Below are 17,008 nucleotides of genomic sequence, written 5' to 3'. Positions count from 1 at the left end.
AACTCATAGAACAACGCAGCTTGTTCGATTTGCCGATGCCCCATCATGACCTTCAGTCCTGCCAATTAGACAGACTGAATCACTGATATCTCTGCGTCGCAACAGCCGCCTTTTTCAACACAATCGGTCAACAGGCGACCTCGGCAATCCATCAGGCGCTAGTCCGCTCCACCCCACAAACCGGACATCTGCGCGCTCGGCACGCAAGTCAGCAACGGGCCAAGAGGCAACATTGTAGATTAGCCCCGACACGACAGGAAGGCGCGCCCTTAGCTTTTGCGTCATCATAGAGGCGGCACAAGAATTGGCGCCGCGCCATGGCAGGCTTGTTGCTATGTATAGTCCTCGCTTTAAAGCAGCTCGGAGAATTGCACTTGATCCGGTTTAGAAAGTTAATCGTCGTTCTAAGTGTCCTAGTGGTGTCGGTGGGCGCCGTGGCGCTCGGACGTAGGGCCTATGTTGAGGCAATAGGCAGCGATGAGATGGATTACCGCGGCGAGAAGATCCGACTGTCAAAGAAGTACGTCGATTACGACGACTACAAGAACGATCCGGCCAACCTTGCAGCATCGGAGATTCCGCGCGTTGAGAAGCTGATGACAGATGCGCAGGTTGGCCCGGATTTCGCGGACTGGCACGACGTCGCGCATCAGCTCAGCAAGATCAAGTTTCCGGGCTACGGCATGGCAAGCGGTAAAAACGTTGTCGCCGCCGGACGAGAGTTTGCCGTCCGATTCATGGAAATCCCGCAAGTCGCGAAGGAACGCTATTTCGTTCTCGAAAAGCTGGCAGGGGGGACGTTCCGTCTGGCTGATGATTTTGTGGCACAGGCGACCCTGGGTCGGCCTTTGCCCCGATATCCTCCATTCACCTCGTTGACGACAGACTGGTTTATGCCGACCGCAATGGCAGGGTTGTCCGCGAGACGCCTGTAGCACGCTGAGACGCCGCGTTCATTCCATCTACCGCTCACAAGGAATAGAGTCCGCTATGGGGTCAGAAGCCGGCGTCAGTAACCTATAGGCTAAGGTCCGCTGCTACTCTGAAAGCGGGCACGCCGATGACGCCGACGTACTTCAGCTAAGGGCCCAAGAGGGCGCATTCGGCAGGCTCTTCTCTACATTTCAGAACTGATGCAACGCAAATTGCGCCGGCCGGAGCCTTGCCACCAGAGGTGGCATCGCCTCAAAGATCGGCGGCGGGGAGGCCATTGAGGCGATCCACTGTCCAGGAGGGCCGTGCTCGACTTCCTTCGCGTGCGATGTTCAGCCAACCGGTCCGGGGATCCAATAGTCGCCGAAAAGTGGCCTGACGATTACGCTATAAATTACCCCGAGCTGCAGGCTCGGATCGAAATAGCGCATCGCCCGCTCATTGAGGTCAATGATGCGGCCAGGCGTTAGTGGCCCCACGTCATTTATCTTGACGATGACCTTCTTGCCTACAGCCTCAACGAGGGCGTACTTCGGCCTCGCGCCATATTGGACCCCACCAAATTTCCGGCGCAAACTCGTCTTGATGGCAGCCGCCCAGACAGAGGGATCATAGCGCTCGCCGGAGGCCGTGTTCGGGCCACCTTCCCGCCATCCGGGCCGGAACGGATTGTACGTGGATGCTGCGCCAACGATCGCATCCCCGGAAGCTTCATTGACGACGGCGCTTGAATGAACTGCAACGATCTCACTTCGAGCAACGCTAACAGAAACGGCAAGCGCAAGTACGGCGCCGCAAATTGCGGCGCTCGAGCGACACAACATCATAACTCCTTGATTGATTTTCTAGAACGTTCGGTTCCCGATGCCGCAAAAAATGGTCAAGCGAACGCGGATGCGTTGACGAACTCGCGCCAATTTTTTGTGGGTTCGTGCCAACCTTGGCGACGGAACCGTTGTGGGAACCAGTGTGGTCCTCGCACAGGTGTTCTTAGTTCTCAGCGTCTAAGACAGAAATTGCGTCAGCAACATGACTGAATAGAGCCTCTTGGCTAGGGCGTAAGCAGGAACAAGCGTCTGACCGATGTCCGCTTCGGGGCCACCAGCAGTAGCGCTTTAACCGATCAGAAGATTCCGCTCGGCCCTCAGAAGCCGACATCGTTTTTATGACTACACGCCTTAGCGAATCCGGCCCGACAGCCGCAGCACGAAGATCAGCACTTCGGCGACGGCCTTGTAGAGCTCCGGCGGAATCTCGTCGCCGATTTCGACATGGGACAAGGCGCCCGCCAGCACCTCGTTCTCCTCAATCGGAATGTCATGCTCTTTGGCGAGCTCGACGATTTTGGCGCCGATGGTGCCCTTGCCCTTGGCGACGACGCGCGGGGCGCCGGTCTTGTCGTAATGCAGCGCGACCGCAAGCTTGTTCTTCGTATCGACGCTCATAGCGCGCGGTCCAGGAAATGCCCGGCACGGGCGGCTGGCACGGCCTGCGGCGGTGCGCCGTCGCGGATCACGATATCGCCGGGCTGCAATTCGGCGCGGCTGAGCGCCTCGCTCAATTGCGGCGCTCCGGCGCGCAATTGCGCCGCGGTCGCCGGCCGTTCCGCCCAGATCCGCACCGAGGTCTTGTCGCCAGTGAGTGATATCAGCGCGTGAACCGGGCCAGCCGGTTCGACGTCGAGCGAAAACCGCGCCCGCCACACCCGCTTGGCCGCCTCGACTTCCTGTTCGCCGCCATCGCGGGAAATCTCGAACTGCGCCATCGCCGTGCCCTGCGGCGTCACGAAGGGAATTTCGAAATGCCAGCGCGGCAGCGTCGCGTCGACTTTCGGCGCGGCGTTGTCGATCCGATCCGGCAGGGAGGCCACCTGCAGCAGCGTCTGCCGTGCAATCGCGGCATCGGTGTCGTCGAGCAGATGATGCGCGGTCGCCTCGAGCGGCGCATGCGGCGCGATGGTGGGGGACGCAATCGGCTGGGCGGCCGGCGGCGCGCCGCGGATCGGCGGCGGCGGCGTGTTGGTGAAGGTGATGTCGCCGCCGCGAGCATCTTTCGGCATGGCGGCTGTGGCAGCGACCCGCGCTGATACGCCAAGTTCCTGCAGCGCCTCCTGCAGCAGGTTCAGCGTTGCACCGGCTGACGGCCCGGCATCAAGCTTCAGTGCCAGTGGTGTTTGGCCAGCTTGGACGGCCGGCGTTAGACTCTCGGCCGCCAAGCGCGCCTGCGGCAGCAGGATTTCCTGCGCATCGACAGTGGGCAACGAGACCGGCGCAGGGCTCGCGGTGGAAGCCGACGGCGGCGCGGCGGGTTGTGGAGCAGCCGGTGTCACCGGGGGCGCAGTCGTCGAATTGATCCCGAGCGCCGACTGCAGCGTCTGGCGCAGCACGATCAGCGCGGCCTTGAGATCGGGAGCGCCGCCTGGGGCAAGCGAGCCAGAGGCCAGCGACGCCTCGAGGAAAATTCCGGACTTCTGAAACGCGGTCTTGATGTCGGCGCCGTCGAGATTCTGATCGAGGCTGGTCTGCTGCGCCAGCACCTGCGCAATCGCTTCGCGCAATTTCGGCGGCAGATTGCTGGAAGAAACCGCGGCAGCCAGATTGGCAAATAACGGCGCCAGGCTGTCCTGTTCGGTCACCGCCGCCTGCGCCGCCGCGGAGACGGCAGCGCGCTCCACCGGCGTCAGCACGTTCTTCGACACGATGGCCGGCCGATTGACGGCGGCATCGACGAGCGCCTCGGGCGACAACGTGACGGCGTCGGCGACGTCGCCACCCTGCCCGACCATGGCCAGGCGGATACCACCGTCCTTGGTCTGCGTGACCGCAAGCTGCAGGCTCTGTCCCGGCTGCAGCGGAATTTCAGAGGCGACGTCGATTGAAAGGCTGTCGATCGCAATCCGCACCAGATCGGCGGAAAGCGCTTTCAGGACCTGGGCGTTGACCACGCTTCCCGGCTGCAGCACGAGCTCGGGCGCAATCCCGCCAACCTCTTGGGCTGATAGCACCGGCAGAACGGAATTGATCGATATCGCCATGGGTTGAGGTCTCGGCCAGGGCAGAGCCCGCTCCTGATTTCATCAGGACCGGCCTCTGGATTCTCTTTTGACGCGTTTTCTTGACGCGAACCGGCGTCCACTTCGCTCGAAAACGCTATCGAGGCTAACCCGGCGTCGTAAACCTCTGCTTAACCGATGGCGGGCGCTCAGGCCTTCAGGGCGTCCAAAATGCTCACTGCGGCCCGGAAATCGATGAATCTGGCCGCGCGGCGGGCCGCGACCTCTTCGTCGACGCCCCATTTCTCGACGTTCCAATCATCATCGACATGGGCGGCGGCCCAAACCTCGTCGGAATCCAGGGCTCCGCGCTGCAACGCCAACGCCAGCAGCGCAGAGCCGGTCAACGTCGTCACTACATGCAGCGCCGCCACCGACCATGGATCGGCAGGAAAGACAGCGCGTGCCGCCTTGATCGCCTGCTCCGGCTGGGTCACATGCACGATGCCTTCGGACAGGATGAAATGCGCGCCAAGGTGATTGGCGGCCCAGGCCAGCACCGGGTCCCAATATGCGGCTTCGCGGGCGACCAGCGCCTCGGGATGGCCTGCGCGATAGAACAGCAAATCGGACCCGAGATACTTCTCGACGTCGTCGGCCACGTCATCGACGCGGTCGGCGACTTCGCCGACCGAGTTGGCAAAGCGCGTCAGCGGCATGGTCAGGGGATCGATGGTCTCGCCCTGCGCGTTCCATTCGGCAGCGATCTGCTCGGCAATGCCGCTGCTGGGCGCAACGACCTGGCGGCCGGAAGGCGTGCGGATCGGCTTGCCGTCGAGCGTTACGGAAAAGCTGCCCTCTGCCGGCGCGACGGCCGCCTGCTTGTAGAACCGCTTGCGCTGGGGCGCACGCGTGGCGCGACGCACCGACTCCTGCGGATCGAGCGGCGAATGTCCGGCGACTTCATCGAATAGTTCACGCATGTCGTGATTTCGGCTTTACAGAGATCGGGTGAAAATTCAGCCCTGACAATATGATAACGGTCGATGCAAATAAAGCTGATGAGGCCGTTGCGGCGATCAATTGTGATGTTGGTTTACGAGCAGGCGCAGCCGCTTTTGGCCTGCGTAGGCCCGGTTCCCTTTACCGACCCCTCCTGCGGGAGGGTTTGCCGCGAGGGCGCTTCACGGCTTCTGATAGATCACCTTCCCCGCCCGGATCGTATAGGCGACCTTGGCGAGATTGGTGACGTCGGCAAGCGGATCGCCGTCGAGCACGACGAGGTCGGCGTCAAAATCCTTCTCAACCCGCCCCTTCTTCGCCGCCTTGAAATATTGCGCGGGATTGGTGGTCAGCGAGGCCAGGATCTGGCGTTCCGACAGCGCGCGGCGCATCAGCTCGTATTCGAGCGTGGTGTCGTAGAGCTGCGTGTAACCGACATCGGTCCCGAATAAGACCGTTCCCCCATTTTCGGAAAAGCTCTTGAGCTGGCCGACCACGTTATCGACCAGTCGAGCGATCACCTCGGGCGGGGCCGGTACTTTCGAAAAAAGAGACAATGTTGGGGACAACGCGACCTTCTGCTCCTTAAAGCGCGCGAGCTGCTCGGGCGTGTATCCCCGCTGCTGCGGGGTCGTGTGTGCCATCACATCCACACCGGCCGCGATCACCGTTTCCAAGCCGCCCGAGTTCTGCGGATGGGCAAAGACCGGCTTTCCCAGCGCGTGCGCTACATCGATCGCGGCCCTGGCAATAGTCACGTCCATGTTCACTACCGGGTTGCCCTCGCCCTTATAGACGCCGGTGAACAGCTTTATTCCGTCCAGGCCCAGTTGCATGTAGAGCCGCGCCCACTGCGCCGCCTCCTCGGGCGTCGTAGCCATGGGGAGCTGCAGTTCGGCCGGCAGATAGGCGGGATGACCGTCCTTTGGGAAGATGTTGCCGGCAAGGTAGATCGTGGGACCGAGGACTTCACCTGCATTGACGCGGCGGCGCAGCGGCAGCGAGTCGTCGGGGTGAGAACCGACATCCCACACGGTGGTGAAGCCCCATCGCGTCAGCATCTCCTCCATATGCGCGGTGAGTGACGCGGCCGACGCGCTGGCGGCGTTCTTCCACGCGGCTTGCGTGAAATGGACGTGACTGTTCCAGAATCCGGCTACCACCGTCTTGCCAGTGCAATCGATAAGGCGCGCATCTGATGGAATCCGGATATCATTGCGGTTGCCGGTCGCGGCGATGGCGCCGTTCGAAATGACAATGACGGCGTCGGCAACTGGCGCAGCGTCAGGCGACGCGTAGACGCTACCGCCTACGAGCGCGAGGGTTTGCGCATTGGCCGAAGCACTCGCGCCGGCGGCCCCGATCAAAACGAAAAGGCAAAACGCCAGGCGGACTAGAATTCCGTTCATACGCGGCACCCCTGAATTTGCATCTGGCGGTCCGATGGTAGAGACGGTCCGGACCCCGCAATATCAAATCAGCGTGTGTCCGGTTTGACAGATATTGCGCCAACCAGCGGCGTTGCGTGCGCGCTATTCCTCGGGCGCGTTCTCGATCGGATCGAACCGGTCGTGCTCCAATCCCAGCAGATTCCAGGATTGCAGCATGTGCGGTGGCAGCGGCGCGCTGACATCGATCACGCCGCCGCGCGGATGCGGGATCACGAGCCGTCGCGCCAACAGATGCAGGCGGTTCTGCAGGCCGCCCGGCAGCTCCCAATTCTCCTTGTTGAAATATTTAGGATCGCCGACGATGGCGTGGTCGATATGCGCCATGTGGGCGCGCAACTGGTGCGTTCGCCCGGTGACCGGCTTCAGCGATACCCAGGCGAGCTTCTGCGCCGAGGTCTCGACCACGGCGTAATAGGTCACCGCGTGGCTGGCGCCCTCGTCGCCATGCTTGGCTACGCGCATGATGCTGTCCTCCTCGCTCTCCTCCTTGGCGAGATAGGTCGAGATGCGGCCCTGCTTCGGCTTCGGCACGCCGGCCACCAGCGCCCAGTAAATCTTGCGCGCGGAGCGGTGGCGGAACGAGCCGGTCAAGGCGGTGGCGGCAAAGCGGGTTTTTGCGATCAGCAGACAGCCCGACGTTTCCCGGTCCAGCCGGTGCACCAGCCGCGGCTTCTGCCCCTTGGCGTCGCGCATCACTTCCAGCATGTCGTCGACGTTACGCGAGATGCCGGAGCCGCCCTGCACCGCAAGCCCCGCTGGCTTGTTCAGCACCATGACGTCGGCGTCCTCGAACAGCGTCATCTCCTTCAACGCCTGCAGCGTCTTCGTTGCGGCTTCCGAGAGCGGGCCCGCGCCCTTCGGCGTATCGAGCTTGAGCGGCGGAATGCGAACGCTCTGGCCCTCTTCGAGCCGGTCCTTGCTGTCAGCCCGCTTGCCGTTGACGCGCAGCTCACCCTTCCGGACGATGCGCTGGATGTGGGAGAACGACAGGCCGGGAAAGCGCGCTTCGAGGAAACGATCGACGCGCATGTTGTTCTCGTCGGCGGTGACGACGACGGTCTGGACCTTGGTCGGCAGCGGCGGCGGCTCGGCCTTCTCGGGCGCAGCGGCCACAGGAACGGGCTTTTCCCGGCGCGGCTCGGCAAAGCGCGCAGGCTTTCCGCCCTGACGATGCGCCGGAGGCCGCTCGGCCGGCGCCCCCCGATAAGGGCGCGCACCCTTGGGACGATCACCCGGCGCGCGGGATTTTGCGAGGGGTCTCTTGACGCGGCGGCTCATGGGCGATCTAGCTCCGAACTTGTCGCGAAGTCGATCGGCCGGCGCGGCGCGGCAACGCTGCGATCTCCTTACCTACTTCGTTTTCGGCGAGGCGCAGTTCATAGAGCTGCTGCAAATTCATCCAGAATTGCGGGCTGGTGCCAAACCAGTGCCCCAGACGCAATGCCGTGTCGGCGGTGATACCGCGCTGGCCGTGAATGATACCCGTAATCCGGTTTACCGGCACGTCAATCTGCCGCGAAAGTTCCGCGGCGGTGATTCCAAGCTCTTGCAATTCTTCGGCGAGATGTTCGCCGGGATGAATGGGGGAGCGAGGCATTGCGTTCTTCCTTCAGTGATAATCGACAATTTCCACTTCGCTCGGGCCGGGTGATCCTTCCGGCCAACCGAAGCAAATTCGCCATTGATCGTTGATACGAATCGAAAACAGTCCAGCACGGTCGCCTCTGAGTGCTTCCAGACGGTTGCCGGGCAACGCCGCCAAATCAGCCAGACTGGTCGCCGATTCCAGTCGATCAAGACGCAACTCGGCCTGTCGCGCAAAACCGGAGAACTCCTTGACGTGGCGGCCTGAGGCAAACCGCGCGGTGCGCTTGTCCCGATAGCTGACGATCATCGTCCGGAAAAGATAGCAGGACTTACGACTTACGTAAATAGTAAATCGCGGCGTTCGCGGAGCCTTCCATCTCACCGTCTCGTTGCGGTTTGCGGGCAACGGCATCGCAGGGAAACCACTACAAATCCGTTCCGAGATCGGCCATGTTCGGTACAACGGGAACATCAAAGGAGCCCCGGATGGCCTTTTCGAAGTTGGTGCTATCACTGGTGGCAGTCTTCCTCGCCAGCACCGCGGCCGCCCAGCAAGCCCCGATGTCGGAGGATCTGGCCTGGAAGCTTCTCGAACTCGGCCGCGTCATTGATCCGCCCAAGACGGCCGCGCTGTTCGCGCCGCTGCAGCAAAAAGAGCCGTATCAGGGCGTCAATGTCGAGCGGGACGTCAAATACGGTCCGGCCGATCGTAACCTTCTCGATATTTTCGTGCCGGAGACGGCTGCATCTCCCCGGCCGGTGCTGATCTATGTGCATGCCGGTGCATTCGTGGGCGGCAACAAGCGCACGACACCGACCAGCCCGTTCTATGACAACATCATGCTGTGGGCGGTGAAGAACGGCTTTATCGGCGTCAACGCCACGTACCGCCTCGCTCCGCAGGCGCCCTGGCCGGCGGGCGCCGAGGATATGGCCACTGTGGTCAAGTGGGTCACGGACAAGATCGGCGAACGTGGGGGCAATCCCGCGCGCATCTACCTGATGGGACATTCCGCGGGTGCCGTTCACGTGGCAAGCTATGTATCGCATCCCGAGTTTCACAAGGTGAAGGGCGGCGGCCTGGCCGGCGCGATCATGATCTCGGGCATTTACGATCTGACCGGGATGTCGCTCGCTGATGGCCAGCGCGCCTATTACGGCGACGATCCCGCGCGCTACGCCGAACGTTCCTCGCTACAGGGTTTGGCGACGACCGACATCCCGCTGATGATGGCTGTCGCCGAACTTGATCCAGAAGGCTTCGTGTTGCAATTCGACCGCGCGAAGCAAGCGACTTGCAAGCGCGCCAGCGGATGTGCACGCGCTCTCCTGCTACCGCAGCACAGCCACATGTCGGAAGTGTATTCGATCAACGCAGTGGAATCGCCCCTTGCCGACGAGATTTTGGAGTTCGTGAAGACGGGGAAATAGCTTTCGTCACACCGCCACGCGTCACTTTCCCGCCTTCACAGCCGGTTGATGATGCGTCGTCGGCTCGCGGGCTTTAATAACGACCAGCGAGCGTAGCGTGCGATGATCGGCATTGATCTCACCACGTCATTGCGAGGAGCGAAGCGACGAAGCAATCCATCTCGCCGTTTCCCGAAGCATGGATTGCTTCGCTTCGCTCGCAATGACGGGAGCCCCCTGCGCCGCAGGCACGTCGCCGGCCCACCCCGGCCTCAGGCGAATTGCGCGAGGCCGTGGCCGACGGACCAATTCTCTTTTGCTGCGTCGAGAACATTCACGAACACGTCCTCCGGCCGGATGCCGGGGCTGTCACCGAGCAATTGCGCGATCCGCCGGAACAGCGCCTTCTTTTGTTCGGCGGTGCGCGTGTCGAACACGGTGATCTGGATGTACACGAGGTCATCGCTACGGGTGACGCCAAAGGCATTGCCGTAGCGGAAGTTCGCCGCGTCGTGCTCGGTGATGGTCATGAACTGGTCGTCTTCGGGCACGTTGAGCGCCTCGCGCATTGCTCGGTAGAGGCTGTTGAAGATCGCTTGGCGATAAGCTTCCGGTTTTCCGGCGCGCAGCGAGATGTGAATGAGAGGCATCGCGAATCCTTTCGCATCCTGTCCTCGCCCGTACGGCGGCTCCCGCACGAGTGGTTCACTTCATCGGCAAAATGAGCTATCAATCGTTTTTGACACGATATCAAAAACACATTCTTGACGCTGCGTCAAATATTATCTGACCGCGTCAGGACTGAGACTATTGAGCTGAGGAGCGAAATTGAGACCGCGCGAGTTTGACCATGACGACGTCCTGCGCATCGCGTTCGAACAATTCTGGCGCAAAGGCGTGCGCGGCACGTCGCTCTCGGACATCGCGCGCGACGCGGGCGTCCAGCGCGGCAGTCTCTACAACGCCTTCGGCAGCAAGGAAGCGCTGTTTCTCTGCGCCTATGAGCGCTATGCGAGCAAATATCTGAGCGCGCTCCAGAAGGCACTCAACTCAGGCACCTTGCGCGAGCGGCTCACGGCGTTTTTCGACGTAACGATAAAGAACTTCCGTTCCGGTTCCCCGCCCCGCGGATGTCCGACCACGCGCGGGCTGATGGAGCTGGCATCGGGCGCAGGCGAAGGGCTGGATGAGAACGCGCGCCAGGCTTTCGCGGACCTGGTGGCCCGCGCCACCGCTCTCATTCAGGAAGCTTTGTCCGAGGGCAAGAAGCGAGGCGAATTCAGGGGCACCCCCGAGGTCGCGGCATTGCACATCGCTACCGTCACGCGCGGATTGGCCGTGCTCGAGCGCGCGTTCGGCGATGAAGCCCAGCTTCGGACGATCGCCGCGCACACCATCGACCTCATCCTCGGCAAGGAAATACGTTAGTTGCCGGCAAATGACTGCCGCGCCCGTTCCGGCGATGGCTCCGCGGCGGCTACTTGCACTGCGCAGCCTTCCTCACCGTCATCAAATCATCGCCGGAATTGTTGGACGGACGCTTCTTGCCGGCTTCATCCGCCGCAGCGCATGCCGCTGCCGCGTCGCCGTTCTGGAAGCGTGCCACCGCGAGATTGGTCCAGGCATCGCCGAGGTCAGGCGAATCCTTGACCGCCTGCTCCAGCACGGGCTGCGCCTCGCGCGGACGCTTGGCGATCAGCAGGAAGCGGCCATAGTCGGCCCTGAGCGCCTTCACCGGATTGGGTTGCTTGAGCGCGATCTTGAACAGTTCGTTCGCGGCATCGAGGTCATTGAAGCGAAACTGAGCGACCACCGCGAAGCCGTGATAGAGGCTGCTCTGTTCGGGCGAGATGAGAAACGCCTGATTAAATCGCAGCGCGGCCTCCCGTATCTTGCCGGTATTGACCGCCCTCCACCCGCGCATGGTGATTTCCTCAAACGCCTTTTCGCGCGAGCCGGTCGCCCCGATGATGGCGCTGACGAACTTCTCATCGGAGGCTTTCTCTTCCGAATTCTTGGCCGCGAATCCGAAAAACGGCTGGCCGTTGGTCGGCGCCGTATAGCTTCGCTTCGTCACCTGGACGCCCGGCGCTACCTCAACGGTGTCAGCGGCCGCGGCAAGCGGCGACCCCAGCATCGAGATACATGCGGCTGCCCGGATAGCCTGCCTGAGATAGTTCCTGAACCTGTTCATTCGCGCCTGTCCCGCTCCCTACGCAACTTCGCCCAGTAATCCAGCCGCTTGCGGATCTCGCGCTCGAAACCGCGATCGGGTGGATCGTAAAAAGTCTGCCGCCCCAAAGCTTCCGGGAAATAGTCCTGCCCCGAAAACGCGTCCGGCGCGTCGTGATCGTATTCGTAGCCGGAACCATAGCCTTCCGACTTCATCAGCTTGGTCGGCGAATTCAAAATATGTTTTGGCGGAAGCAGCGAGCCGCCCTCTTTCGCCGTCCGCATCGCCGCGCCAAAGGCCTTGTAGGCGGCGTTCGATTTCGGCGCGGTGGCGAGATAGATCACGGCCTGCGCGATCGCAAGTTCGCCTTCGGGATGGCCGAGGAAGTCGAAGGCATCCTTGGCGGCATTGCAGATCACCAGCGCGTGCGGATCGGCAAGGCCGATGTCTTCCACCGCCATGCGCACGACGCGACGCGCCAGGAACAGCGGGTCTTCGCCGGCATCGAGCATGCGCGCGAGGTAATACAGCGCGGCATCGGGATCGGAGCCGCGCACCGATTTATGCAGCGCCGAAATCAGGTTGTAATGGCCGTCGGCGGATTTGTCGTAGATCGGCGCGCGGCGCTGCAAGATTTCCTGCAACTGCGCGGCATTGAAGATTTCGTCCTTGCGCGCGGCGCGCCAGACCTCTTCGACCAGCGTCAGCGCGGCGCGGCCATCGCCATCGGCCATCCGCACCAGCACGGCGCGCGCCTCCGCATCGAGCGGCAACCTCCGCCCCTCGACTTTCTCGGCATGCGCAAAGAGCTTTTCGATTGCGGCGGCATCGAGCGAGTGAAACACCAGCACTCGCGCCCGCGACAGCAACGCGGCGTTGAGCTCGAATGAGGGATTTTCGGTGGTGGCGCCGACCAGCACCACGGTGCCGTCTTCCATTACGGGCAGAAACGAATCCTGCTGGGCGCGGTTGAAACGATGCACCTCGTCGACGAACAACAGCGTGCCCTTGCCCATCTCGCGCCGGGCGCGCGCCGCGTCGAACACCTTCTTCAAGTCGGCGACGCCGGAAAACACCGCGGAAATCTGCTCGAAATGCAGTTCGGTGGCATCCGCCAGCAGCCGCGCCACCGTGGTCTTGCCGGTGCCGGGCGGCCCCCAGAACACCAGCGAGCCCAGCGTGCGCGTCTCCAGCATCCGCGTCAGCGCACCGTCGGGACCGAGGATATGATCCTGGCCGACGACATCGGCGAGCGAACGCGGACGCAGCCGGTCGGGAAGCGGACGCGGCGCGTCCTCTTCCATCCCTGCCGCGGCAAAGAGATTGGCAGCCTCGCGGGGTTTCTTCGGGCTCATCCGCCCAGCGTCACGTTGATCTGTTGGCCGCCGCGCACCACGACGATGCGCCAGAGCCTGGACGATGTCTTCGAAGCCTTGTCGAGGTCGCTGGTCTTGGCGATCTTCTGGTTGTTGACCGCCAGGATGATGTCGCCCTTCTGGAAACCGACGCTGGCCGCGGTGCCGCCATCGGCGAGATCGATCACCACGACGCCCTCAGCCTGGGAATCCAGATGCAATTCGTCGGCGACCGCCGGCGAAATATTGGCGACCTTGGCGCCCTGGAACGGCGAGCGCCCGGTGAGCACGATTTCGTCGCGGTTGGTGTCGGGGGCGGTCTCCAGCGGCACCGCGACCTTGACGATCTTTCCGGCGCGCTGCACGTCGATCTGGGCCGAGCCACCGAGCTGCCGCGTGGCGAAGCGGTAGTCGAACGCGTTGGGATCGTCGATCGTCTGTCCTTCGATCGCGACGATCAGGTCCGATGGCTTCAGCCCGGCACGCGCCGCCGGACTGTTCGGCGCGACATTGGCGATCAAGGCGCCGTTCGGCAGCTTCAGCCCCAGCGTATCGGCGATTTCAGGCGTCACCGCCTGCAGTTTGGCACCCAGCCACGGTCGCTTGACGGCCTTGCCGCCGCTCTTGGCGGACGCCACGACCACGCGCACCATGTTGGCGGGAATCGCAAAGCCGATGCCCTGCGAGCCGCCGGAGCGCGAGAAGATCGCGGTGTTGATGCCGACCAGCTTGCCGGTCATGTCGACCAGCGCACCGCCGGAATTGCCGGGATTGATCGCCGCATCGGTCTGGATGAAGAACTGGTAGTCGGTGATGCCGACCTTGGTGCGGGCCAATGCGGAGACGATGCCGTGGGTCACGGTCTGGCCGACGCCGAAGGGATTGCCGATCGCCAGCACGACGTCGCCGACCAGGAGTTCATCGGAATTGGCGAAGTCGAGCGTGGTGAATTTCTCTTTTCCATCCTTCACGCGCAGCACGGCCAGATCGGTGCGGCTGTCCTTGAGCACGATCTCGGCCTCGAACTCGCGCTTGTCGGCAAGCGAGATCTTGACCTGATCGGCGCCCTCGATGACGTGGTTGTTGGTGACCACGAGCCCCGAAGCATCGACCATCACGCCCGATCCCAGCGAGCGCTGCATCTGCTCGGGCTGCATGCCGGGGACGCCGAAGAAGCGGCGGAAGACCGGATCGTCCAGCAGCGGGTTGCGGTTCTGCACGGTCTTGGCGGCATAGACGTTCACCACCGCCGGCTGCGCGCGCTGTACGATCGGCGCATAGGACAGCCTGAGCTCGGCGCCGGAGGACGGCACGCGCCTCTCCTGCGCCAGCGCCGGCGTTGCAACGACTACTGAAGCCAGCAGCAGGGCGAAACAGCGGATCAAATTCATCTCGAAAATCCTGGAATTTGGCGGCCCACATATAGATGCGGGGCAGTAACTAGAGAAGATAAAGCGGTACATATAACGGCAGCTAGGCGGCGCGATCGGGCTCTTTGAGGCTGTCGGATGCAGGCCCACAGGATAGTCGTTCCTGATGGCCCTCACCCCACGCCCGCAGCGTCTCGATCACCGGCCGCAGGCTCTCGCCGATCTCAGACAGCGTGTATTCGACCCGCGGCGGCACCTCGGCATAGACCTTGCGGATCACGAGCTTGTCCTCCTCGAGGGCGCGGAGCTGCTTGGTCAGCATGCGCTGGGTAATCCCGGGCATCCGCCGCCGCAACTCCCCGAAGCGCTGGGTGCCGGCCAACAGATGGAACAGGATCACGCCCTTCCACTTGCCGTCGATCAGGTCGAGCGTCGCTTCAACGGCGCAGCCCGGCCGCCGGGCAAAATTCCGTCGTTTCATGAAGGTTTTCCCACGATTTTTCCAATAGTATCCAAACAGGGACTAGTTCCCCGAATTTACAGTACTTGCCAATCTGATGCCAGCGGGACAGTTAAGCAGCCACGCTCAAGAAAGGCAGGAGAAACGGACATGAAGGCCGTCGGATACAAAAAATCGCTCCCCATCGAGGACGCGCAATCGCTATTCGATTTCGAAGCCGCCAAGCCGGAACCGAAGGGCCGCGACATCAGAGTGGCGGTCAAGGCGATCTCCGCCAACCCGGTCGACTACAAGGTCCGCAAGCGCGCCGCCCCGCCCGAGGGCGAGACCAAGATCCTGGGCTATGACGCCGCTGGAATCGTCGATGCGGTTGGACCCGACGTGACCCTGTTCAAGGCCGGCGACGAAGTGTTCTACGCCGGCTCGATCCTGCGCCAGGGCACGAACGCGGAATTTCACCTGGTCGACGAGCGGATCGTCGGCCGCAAGCCGAAATCGCTTTCGTTCGCGCAGGCCGCGGCGCTGCCGCTGACCTCGATCACCGCCTGGGAATTGCTGTTCGACCGGCTCGGCGCCGTGCCCGGCAAGAGCCTCGATCCGCGCACGCTTTTGATTACCGGCGGCGCTGGCGGCGTCGGCTCGATCCTGATCCAGCTTGCGCGCCGCCTCACCGGGCTGACGGTGGTCGCCACCGCCACGCGGCCGGAATCGCAAAAATGGTGCCTCGACCTCGGCGCGCATGCCGTGATCGATCATTCGCAGCCGATGAAGGAGCAGATCGAGAAGCTGAAAGTACCGCCGGTTGCGCTGGTCGCGAGCCTGACCTTCACCGATCAGCACTACAAGGCGATCGCGGACTTCATGGCGCCGCAGGGCAAATTCGGGCTGATCGACGATCCCCCGGAATTCACGATGAGCGCCTTCAAGGGCAAGGCGATCTCGGTTCACTGGGAATCGATGTTCACGCGATCTTCGTTCCAGACGCCCGACATGATCGCGCAGCATCGCCTGCTCAATGACGTGGCAGATCTGCTCGATAAGGGTGTGCTGCGCACCACGCTCGACCAGACCTTTGGCACCATCAACGCGGCTAACCTCAAGCGCGCGCATGCGCTTTTGGAAAGTGGCAAGTCGCGCGGCAAGATCGTGCTGGAGGGCTGGTAACGGCCCAAACAACAGGGTTGATCGGGAGGTCGATTCAGGGGAGCCTGTTCCATCGATCCGGGATGGCTGTCGCCGAAAACCCCGGCGCGAATTGCCGGGGAACACGGAAGACAGGAGACCTGTTTCGACATGATACGGATGATTCTGACGGCCGCGATAGCGTCGGCCTGTGTGGTGGGCTGTGCTTCGATCGCAACAGCGCAAGGTAGCTACCCCGAAAAGCCGCTGCAGTTGATCGTGCCCTTTCCAGCCGGCGGGGCGTCCGATGTCGTCGGACGCATCGTTGCCGGCGAGCTCGAGGCGCGCCTGGGCAAGCCCGTGATCGTGATCAATCGCCCCGGCGGCGGCACCACGATCGCCGCCAAGGAGGTCGCCATCGCCGCTCCCGATGGATACACCCTGTTCTCCAGCTCGAATTCGACCTTCACCTTGCAGAATGCGGTGAAGGAGAGCGTGCCGTATGACAGCGCCAAGGATTTCGAGCCGATCGCCCAGACCGGCACTATCACGATGGTGCTGGTCACCCATCGCGACAATCCGATCAAGGACGTTGCGGCGCTGGTCGCGGCGGCCAAGGCCAATCCCGACAAGCTGTCGTTGGCGTCCTTTGGCGTGGCGACCATTTCGCATTTTGCCGGCGAGCTCTTCAAATCGAGTGCCGGCATCAAGATGGTTCACCTGCCCTACAGGGGCAGCGCGCCGGCGATGAACGACCTGATAGGCAAGCACATCGAGTACCACGTCGACACCGTGATCGCGATCAGGCCGCAGATCGAAGCCGGCACGGTTCGCCCGCTGGCGGTGTTCTCCGCCAAACGCTCGCAGTTCCTCCCCGACGTTCCGACGCTCGTCGAACTCGGTTATCCCAATATCGACCTTGTCTCATGGGGCACCGTCGTCGTGCCCAAGGGTGTCCCGCCGGCCATTCGCGACCGGCTGGCCTCGGTGCTGGAAGAAGCGATCGCAAGCCCATCGGTGATCGAGCGCTTCAAGAAGGTCGGGTATGAGCCCGGCTTCAAGCGATATTCGGACTGGCCGGGATTCATCGCCAAGGAAACGGCGGAGATGAAGGAACTGGCCCTCAAGGGCGGGATCAAGGAAGAGTAGTCCT

The 17,008-nt window shown here is 62.5% G+C and carries 18 protein-coding genes; 5 read left to right on the top strand and 13 right to left on the bottom strand.

Annotated features, from left to right (window positions below; all coding sequences use genetic code 11):
• Positions 1–374 precede the first annotated feature (374 nt).
• Entirely contained in the window at positions 375–935 is a 561-nt protein-coding gene (locus AC0QUY_RS32765) for a hypothetical protein (RefSeq protein ID WP_475390222.1), read from the top strand.
• A gap of 330 nt (positions 936–1,265) precedes the next feature.
• Here the strand turns inward: AC0QUY_RS32765 and AC0QUY_RS32760 are convergent, their stop codons facing one another.
• The 8 genes from AC0QUY_RS32760 to AC0QUY_RS32725 all read right to left on the bottom strand — a co-directional run bounded on the left by AC0QUY_RS32760 (position 1,266) and on the right by AC0QUY_RS32725 (position 8,272).
• Positions 1,266–1,760: a septal ring lytic transglycosylase RlpA family protein gene (locus AC0QUY_RS32760; RefSeq protein WP_202639109.1), complete on the bottom strand. Its 495-nt coding sequence runs from the start codon at positions 1,758–1,760 to the stop codon at positions 1,266–1,268.
• A 351-nt stretch (positions 1,761–2,111) separates the two neighbouring features.
• Positions 2,112–2,378, bottom strand: a complete 267-nt coding sequence (locus AC0QUY_RS32755; RefSeq protein WP_161855287.1) for an EscU/YscU/HrcU family type III secretion system export apparatus switch protein — start codon at positions 2,376–2,378, stop codon at positions 2,112–2,114.
• The gene (gene fliK / locus AC0QUY_RS32750; protein WP_475390221.1) at positions 2,375–3,967 is read right to left on the bottom strand and encodes a flagellar hook-length control protein FliK; all 1,593 of its coding nucleotides are present in this window, start codon (positions 3,965–3,967) and stop codon (positions 2,375–2,377) included. Before fliK ends, AC0QUY_RS32755 begins: the two co-directional genes overlap by 4 nt.
• Before the next feature lie 167 nt (positions 3,968–4,134).
• Entirely contained in the window at positions 4,135–4,908 is a 774-nt protein-coding gene (locus tag AC0QUY_RS32745) for an ATP12 family chaperone protein (RefSeq protein ID WP_475390220.1), read from the bottom strand.
• A 201-nt stretch (positions 4,909–5,109) separates the two neighbouring features.
• Positions 5,110–6,294, bottom strand: a complete 1,185-nt coding sequence (locus AC0QUY_RS32740) for an amidohydrolase family protein (protein ID WP_475390219.1) — start codon at positions 6,292–6,294, stop codon at positions 5,110–5,112.
• Positions 6,295–6,459: 165 nt separating this feature from the next.
• Positions 6,460–7,656 (bottom strand): RluA family pseudouridine synthase, encoded by a 1,197-nt coding sequence (locus AC0QUY_RS32735; protein WP_475390218.1) that lies wholly within the window; start codon positions 7,654–7,656, stop codon positions 6,460–6,462.
• 7 nt (positions 7,657–7,663) lie between these two features.
• Positions 7,664–7,975, bottom strand: coding sequence for a HigA family addiction module antitoxin (locus AC0QUY_RS32730; protein ID WP_161855292.1), 312 nt, complete (start codon positions 7,973–7,975; stop codon positions 7,664–7,666).
• A 12-nt stretch (positions 7,976–7,987) separates the two neighbouring features.
• On the bottom strand, positions 7,988–8,272 hold the full coding sequence (locus tag AC0QUY_RS32725) for a type II toxin-antitoxin system RelE/ParE family toxin (protein WP_475390217.1): 285 nt from the start codon (positions 8,270–8,272) through the stop codon (positions 7,988–7,990).
• A 179-nt stretch (positions 8,273–8,451) separates the two neighbouring features.
• Between AC0QUY_RS32725 and AC0QUY_RS32720 the strand changes: the two genes are divergently transcribed.
• Positions 8,452–9,396: an alpha/beta hydrolase gene (locus AC0QUY_RS32720; protein ID WP_161855294.1), complete on the top strand. Its 945-nt coding sequence runs from the start codon at positions 8,452–8,454 to the stop codon at positions 9,394–9,396.
• A gap of 251 nt (positions 9,397–9,647) precedes the next feature.
• Here AC0QUY_RS32720 and AC0QUY_RS32715 read toward each other — a convergent pair whose 3' ends face one another.
• On the bottom strand, positions 9,648–10,025 hold the full coding sequence (locus AC0QUY_RS32715) for a tautomerase family protein (protein WP_475390216.1): 378 nt from the start codon (positions 10,023–10,025) through the stop codon (positions 9,648–9,650).
• Between the two features lie 178 nt (positions 10,026–10,203).
• Between AC0QUY_RS32715 and AC0QUY_RS32710 the strand changes: the two genes are divergently transcribed.
• Positions 10,204–10,803 (top strand): TetR/AcrR family transcriptional regulator, encoded by a 600-nt coding sequence (locus AC0QUY_RS32710; protein WP_161855295.1) that lies wholly within the window; start codon positions 10,204–10,206, stop codon positions 10,801–10,803.
• 49 nt (positions 10,804–10,852) lie between these two features.
• Here the strand turns inward: AC0QUY_RS32710 and AC0QUY_RS32705 are convergent, their stop codons facing one another.
• The 4 genes from AC0QUY_RS32705 to AC0QUY_RS32690 all read right to left on the bottom strand — a co-directional run bounded on the left by AC0QUY_RS32705 (position 10,853) and on the right by AC0QUY_RS32690 (position 14,754).
• Positions 10,853–11,569, bottom strand: coding sequence for a tetratricopeptide repeat protein (locus AC0QUY_RS32705; RefSeq protein ID WP_475390215.1), 717 nt, complete (start codon positions 11,567–11,569; stop codon positions 10,853–10,855).
• Entirely contained in the window at positions 11,566–12,903 is a 1,338-nt protein-coding gene (locus AC0QUY_RS32700; RefSeq protein ID WP_161855297.1) for a replication-associated recombination protein A, read from the bottom strand. The genes AC0QUY_RS32705 and AC0QUY_RS32700 overlap by 4 nt, the downstream gene beginning before the upstream one ends.
• A complete protein-coding gene (locus tag AC0QUY_RS32695) occupies positions 12,900–14,294 on the bottom strand; it encodes a DegQ family serine endoprotease (RefSeq protein WP_161855298.1) in 1,395 nt (464 codons plus the stop codon). The genes AC0QUY_RS32700 and AC0QUY_RS32695 overlap by 4 nt, the downstream gene beginning before the upstream one ends.
• An 82-nt stretch (positions 14,295–14,376) precedes the next feature.
• Positions 14,377–14,754 (bottom strand): winged helix-turn-helix transcriptional regulator, encoded by a 378-nt coding sequence (locus tag AC0QUY_RS32690; protein ID WP_161855299.1) that lies wholly within the window; start codon positions 14,752–14,754, stop codon positions 14,377–14,379.
• A gap of 129 nt (positions 14,755–14,883) precedes the next feature.
• Between AC0QUY_RS32690 and AC0QUY_RS32685 the strand changes: the two genes are divergently transcribed.
• Positions 14,884–15,897: a zinc-binding alcohol dehydrogenase family protein gene (locus tag AC0QUY_RS32685; RefSeq protein WP_475390214.1), complete on the top strand. Its 1,014-nt coding sequence runs from the start codon at positions 14,884–14,886 to the stop codon at positions 15,895–15,897.
• 129 nt (positions 15,898–16,026) lie between these two features.
• Complete coding sequence (locus AC0QUY_RS32680; protein WP_246738279.1) at positions 16,027–17,004, top strand: Bug family tripartite tricarboxylate transporter substrate binding protein; 978 nt, start codon at positions 16,027–16,029, stop codon at positions 17,002–17,004.
• Positions 17,005–17,008 lie beyond the last annotated feature (4 nt).

The organism is Bradyrhizobium sp. WYCCWR15520 (genome assembly GCF_056174665.1).
The sequence above is the reverse complement of the archived record's forward strand: the minus strand, read 5'-3'. Positions and strand labels throughout refer to the sequence as shown.

What these genes read in the sequence shown, in the direction of transcription:
- AC0QUY_RS32745 (WP_475390220.1), bottom strand. Translation starts at nt 4,908, where the DNA reads ATGCGTGAACTATTCGATGAAGTCGCCGGACATTCGCCGCTCGATCCG.
- AC0QUY_RS32705 (WP_475390215.1), bottom strand. Translation starts at nt 11,569, where the DNA reads ATGAACAGGTTCAGGAACTATCTCAGGCAGGCTATCCGGGCAGCCGCA.
- AC0QUY_RS32695 (WP_161855298.1), bottom strand. Translation starts at nt 14,294, where the DNA reads ATGAATTTGATCCGCTGTTTCGCCCTGCTGCTGGCTTCAGTAGTCGTT.
- AC0QUY_RS32735 (WP_475390218.1), bottom strand. Translation starts at nt 7,656, where the DNA reads ATGAGCCGCCGCGTCAAGAGACCCCTCGCAAAATCCCGCGCGCCGGGT.
- AC0QUY_RS32720 (WP_161855294.1), top strand. Translation starts at nt 8,452, where the DNA reads ATGGCCTTTTCGAAGTTGGTGCTATCACTGGTGGCAGTCTTCCTCGCC.
- AC0QUY_RS32755 (WP_161855287.1), bottom strand. Translation starts at nt 2,378, where the DNA reads ATGAGCGTCGATACGAAGAACAAGCTTGCGGTCGCGCTGCATTACGAC.
- AC0QUY_RS32725 (WP_475390217.1), bottom strand. Translation starts at nt 8,272, where the DNA reads ATGATCGTCAGCTATCGGGACAAGCGCACCGCGCGGTTTGCCTCAGGC.
- AC0QUY_RS32700 (WP_161855297.1), bottom strand. Translation starts at nt 12,903, where the DNA reads ATGAGCCCGAAGAAACCCCGCGAGGCTGCCAATCTCTTTGCCGCGGCA.
- AC0QUY_RS32730 (WP_161855292.1), bottom strand. Translation starts at nt 7,975, where the DNA reads ATGCCTCGCTCCCCCATTCATCCCGGCGAACATCTCGCCGAAGAATTG.
- fliK (WP_475390221.1), bottom strand. Translation starts at nt 3,967, where the DNA reads ATGGCGATATCGATCAATTCCGTTCTGCCGGTGCTATCAGCCCAAGAG.
- AC0QUY_RS32760 (WP_202639109.1), bottom strand. Translation starts at nt 1,760, where the DNA reads ATGATGTTGTGTCGCTCGAGCGCCGCAATTTGCGGCGCCGTACTTGCG.
- AC0QUY_RS32690 (WP_161855299.1), bottom strand. Translation starts at nt 14,754, where the DNA reads ATGAAACGACGGAATTTTGCCCGGCGGCCGGGCTGCGCCGTTGAAGCG.
- AC0QUY_RS32715 (WP_475390216.1), bottom strand. Translation starts at nt 10,025, where the DNA reads ATGCCTCTCATTCACATCTCGCTGCGCGCCGGAAAACCGGAAGCTTAT.
- AC0QUY_RS32685 (WP_475390214.1), top strand. Translation starts at nt 14,884, where the DNA reads ATGAAGGCCGTCGGATACAAAAAATCGCTCCCCATCGAGGACGCGCAA.
- AC0QUY_RS32680 (WP_246738279.1), top strand. Translation starts at nt 16,027, where the DNA reads ATGATACGGATGATTCTGACGGCCGCGATAGCGTCGGCCTGTGTGGTG.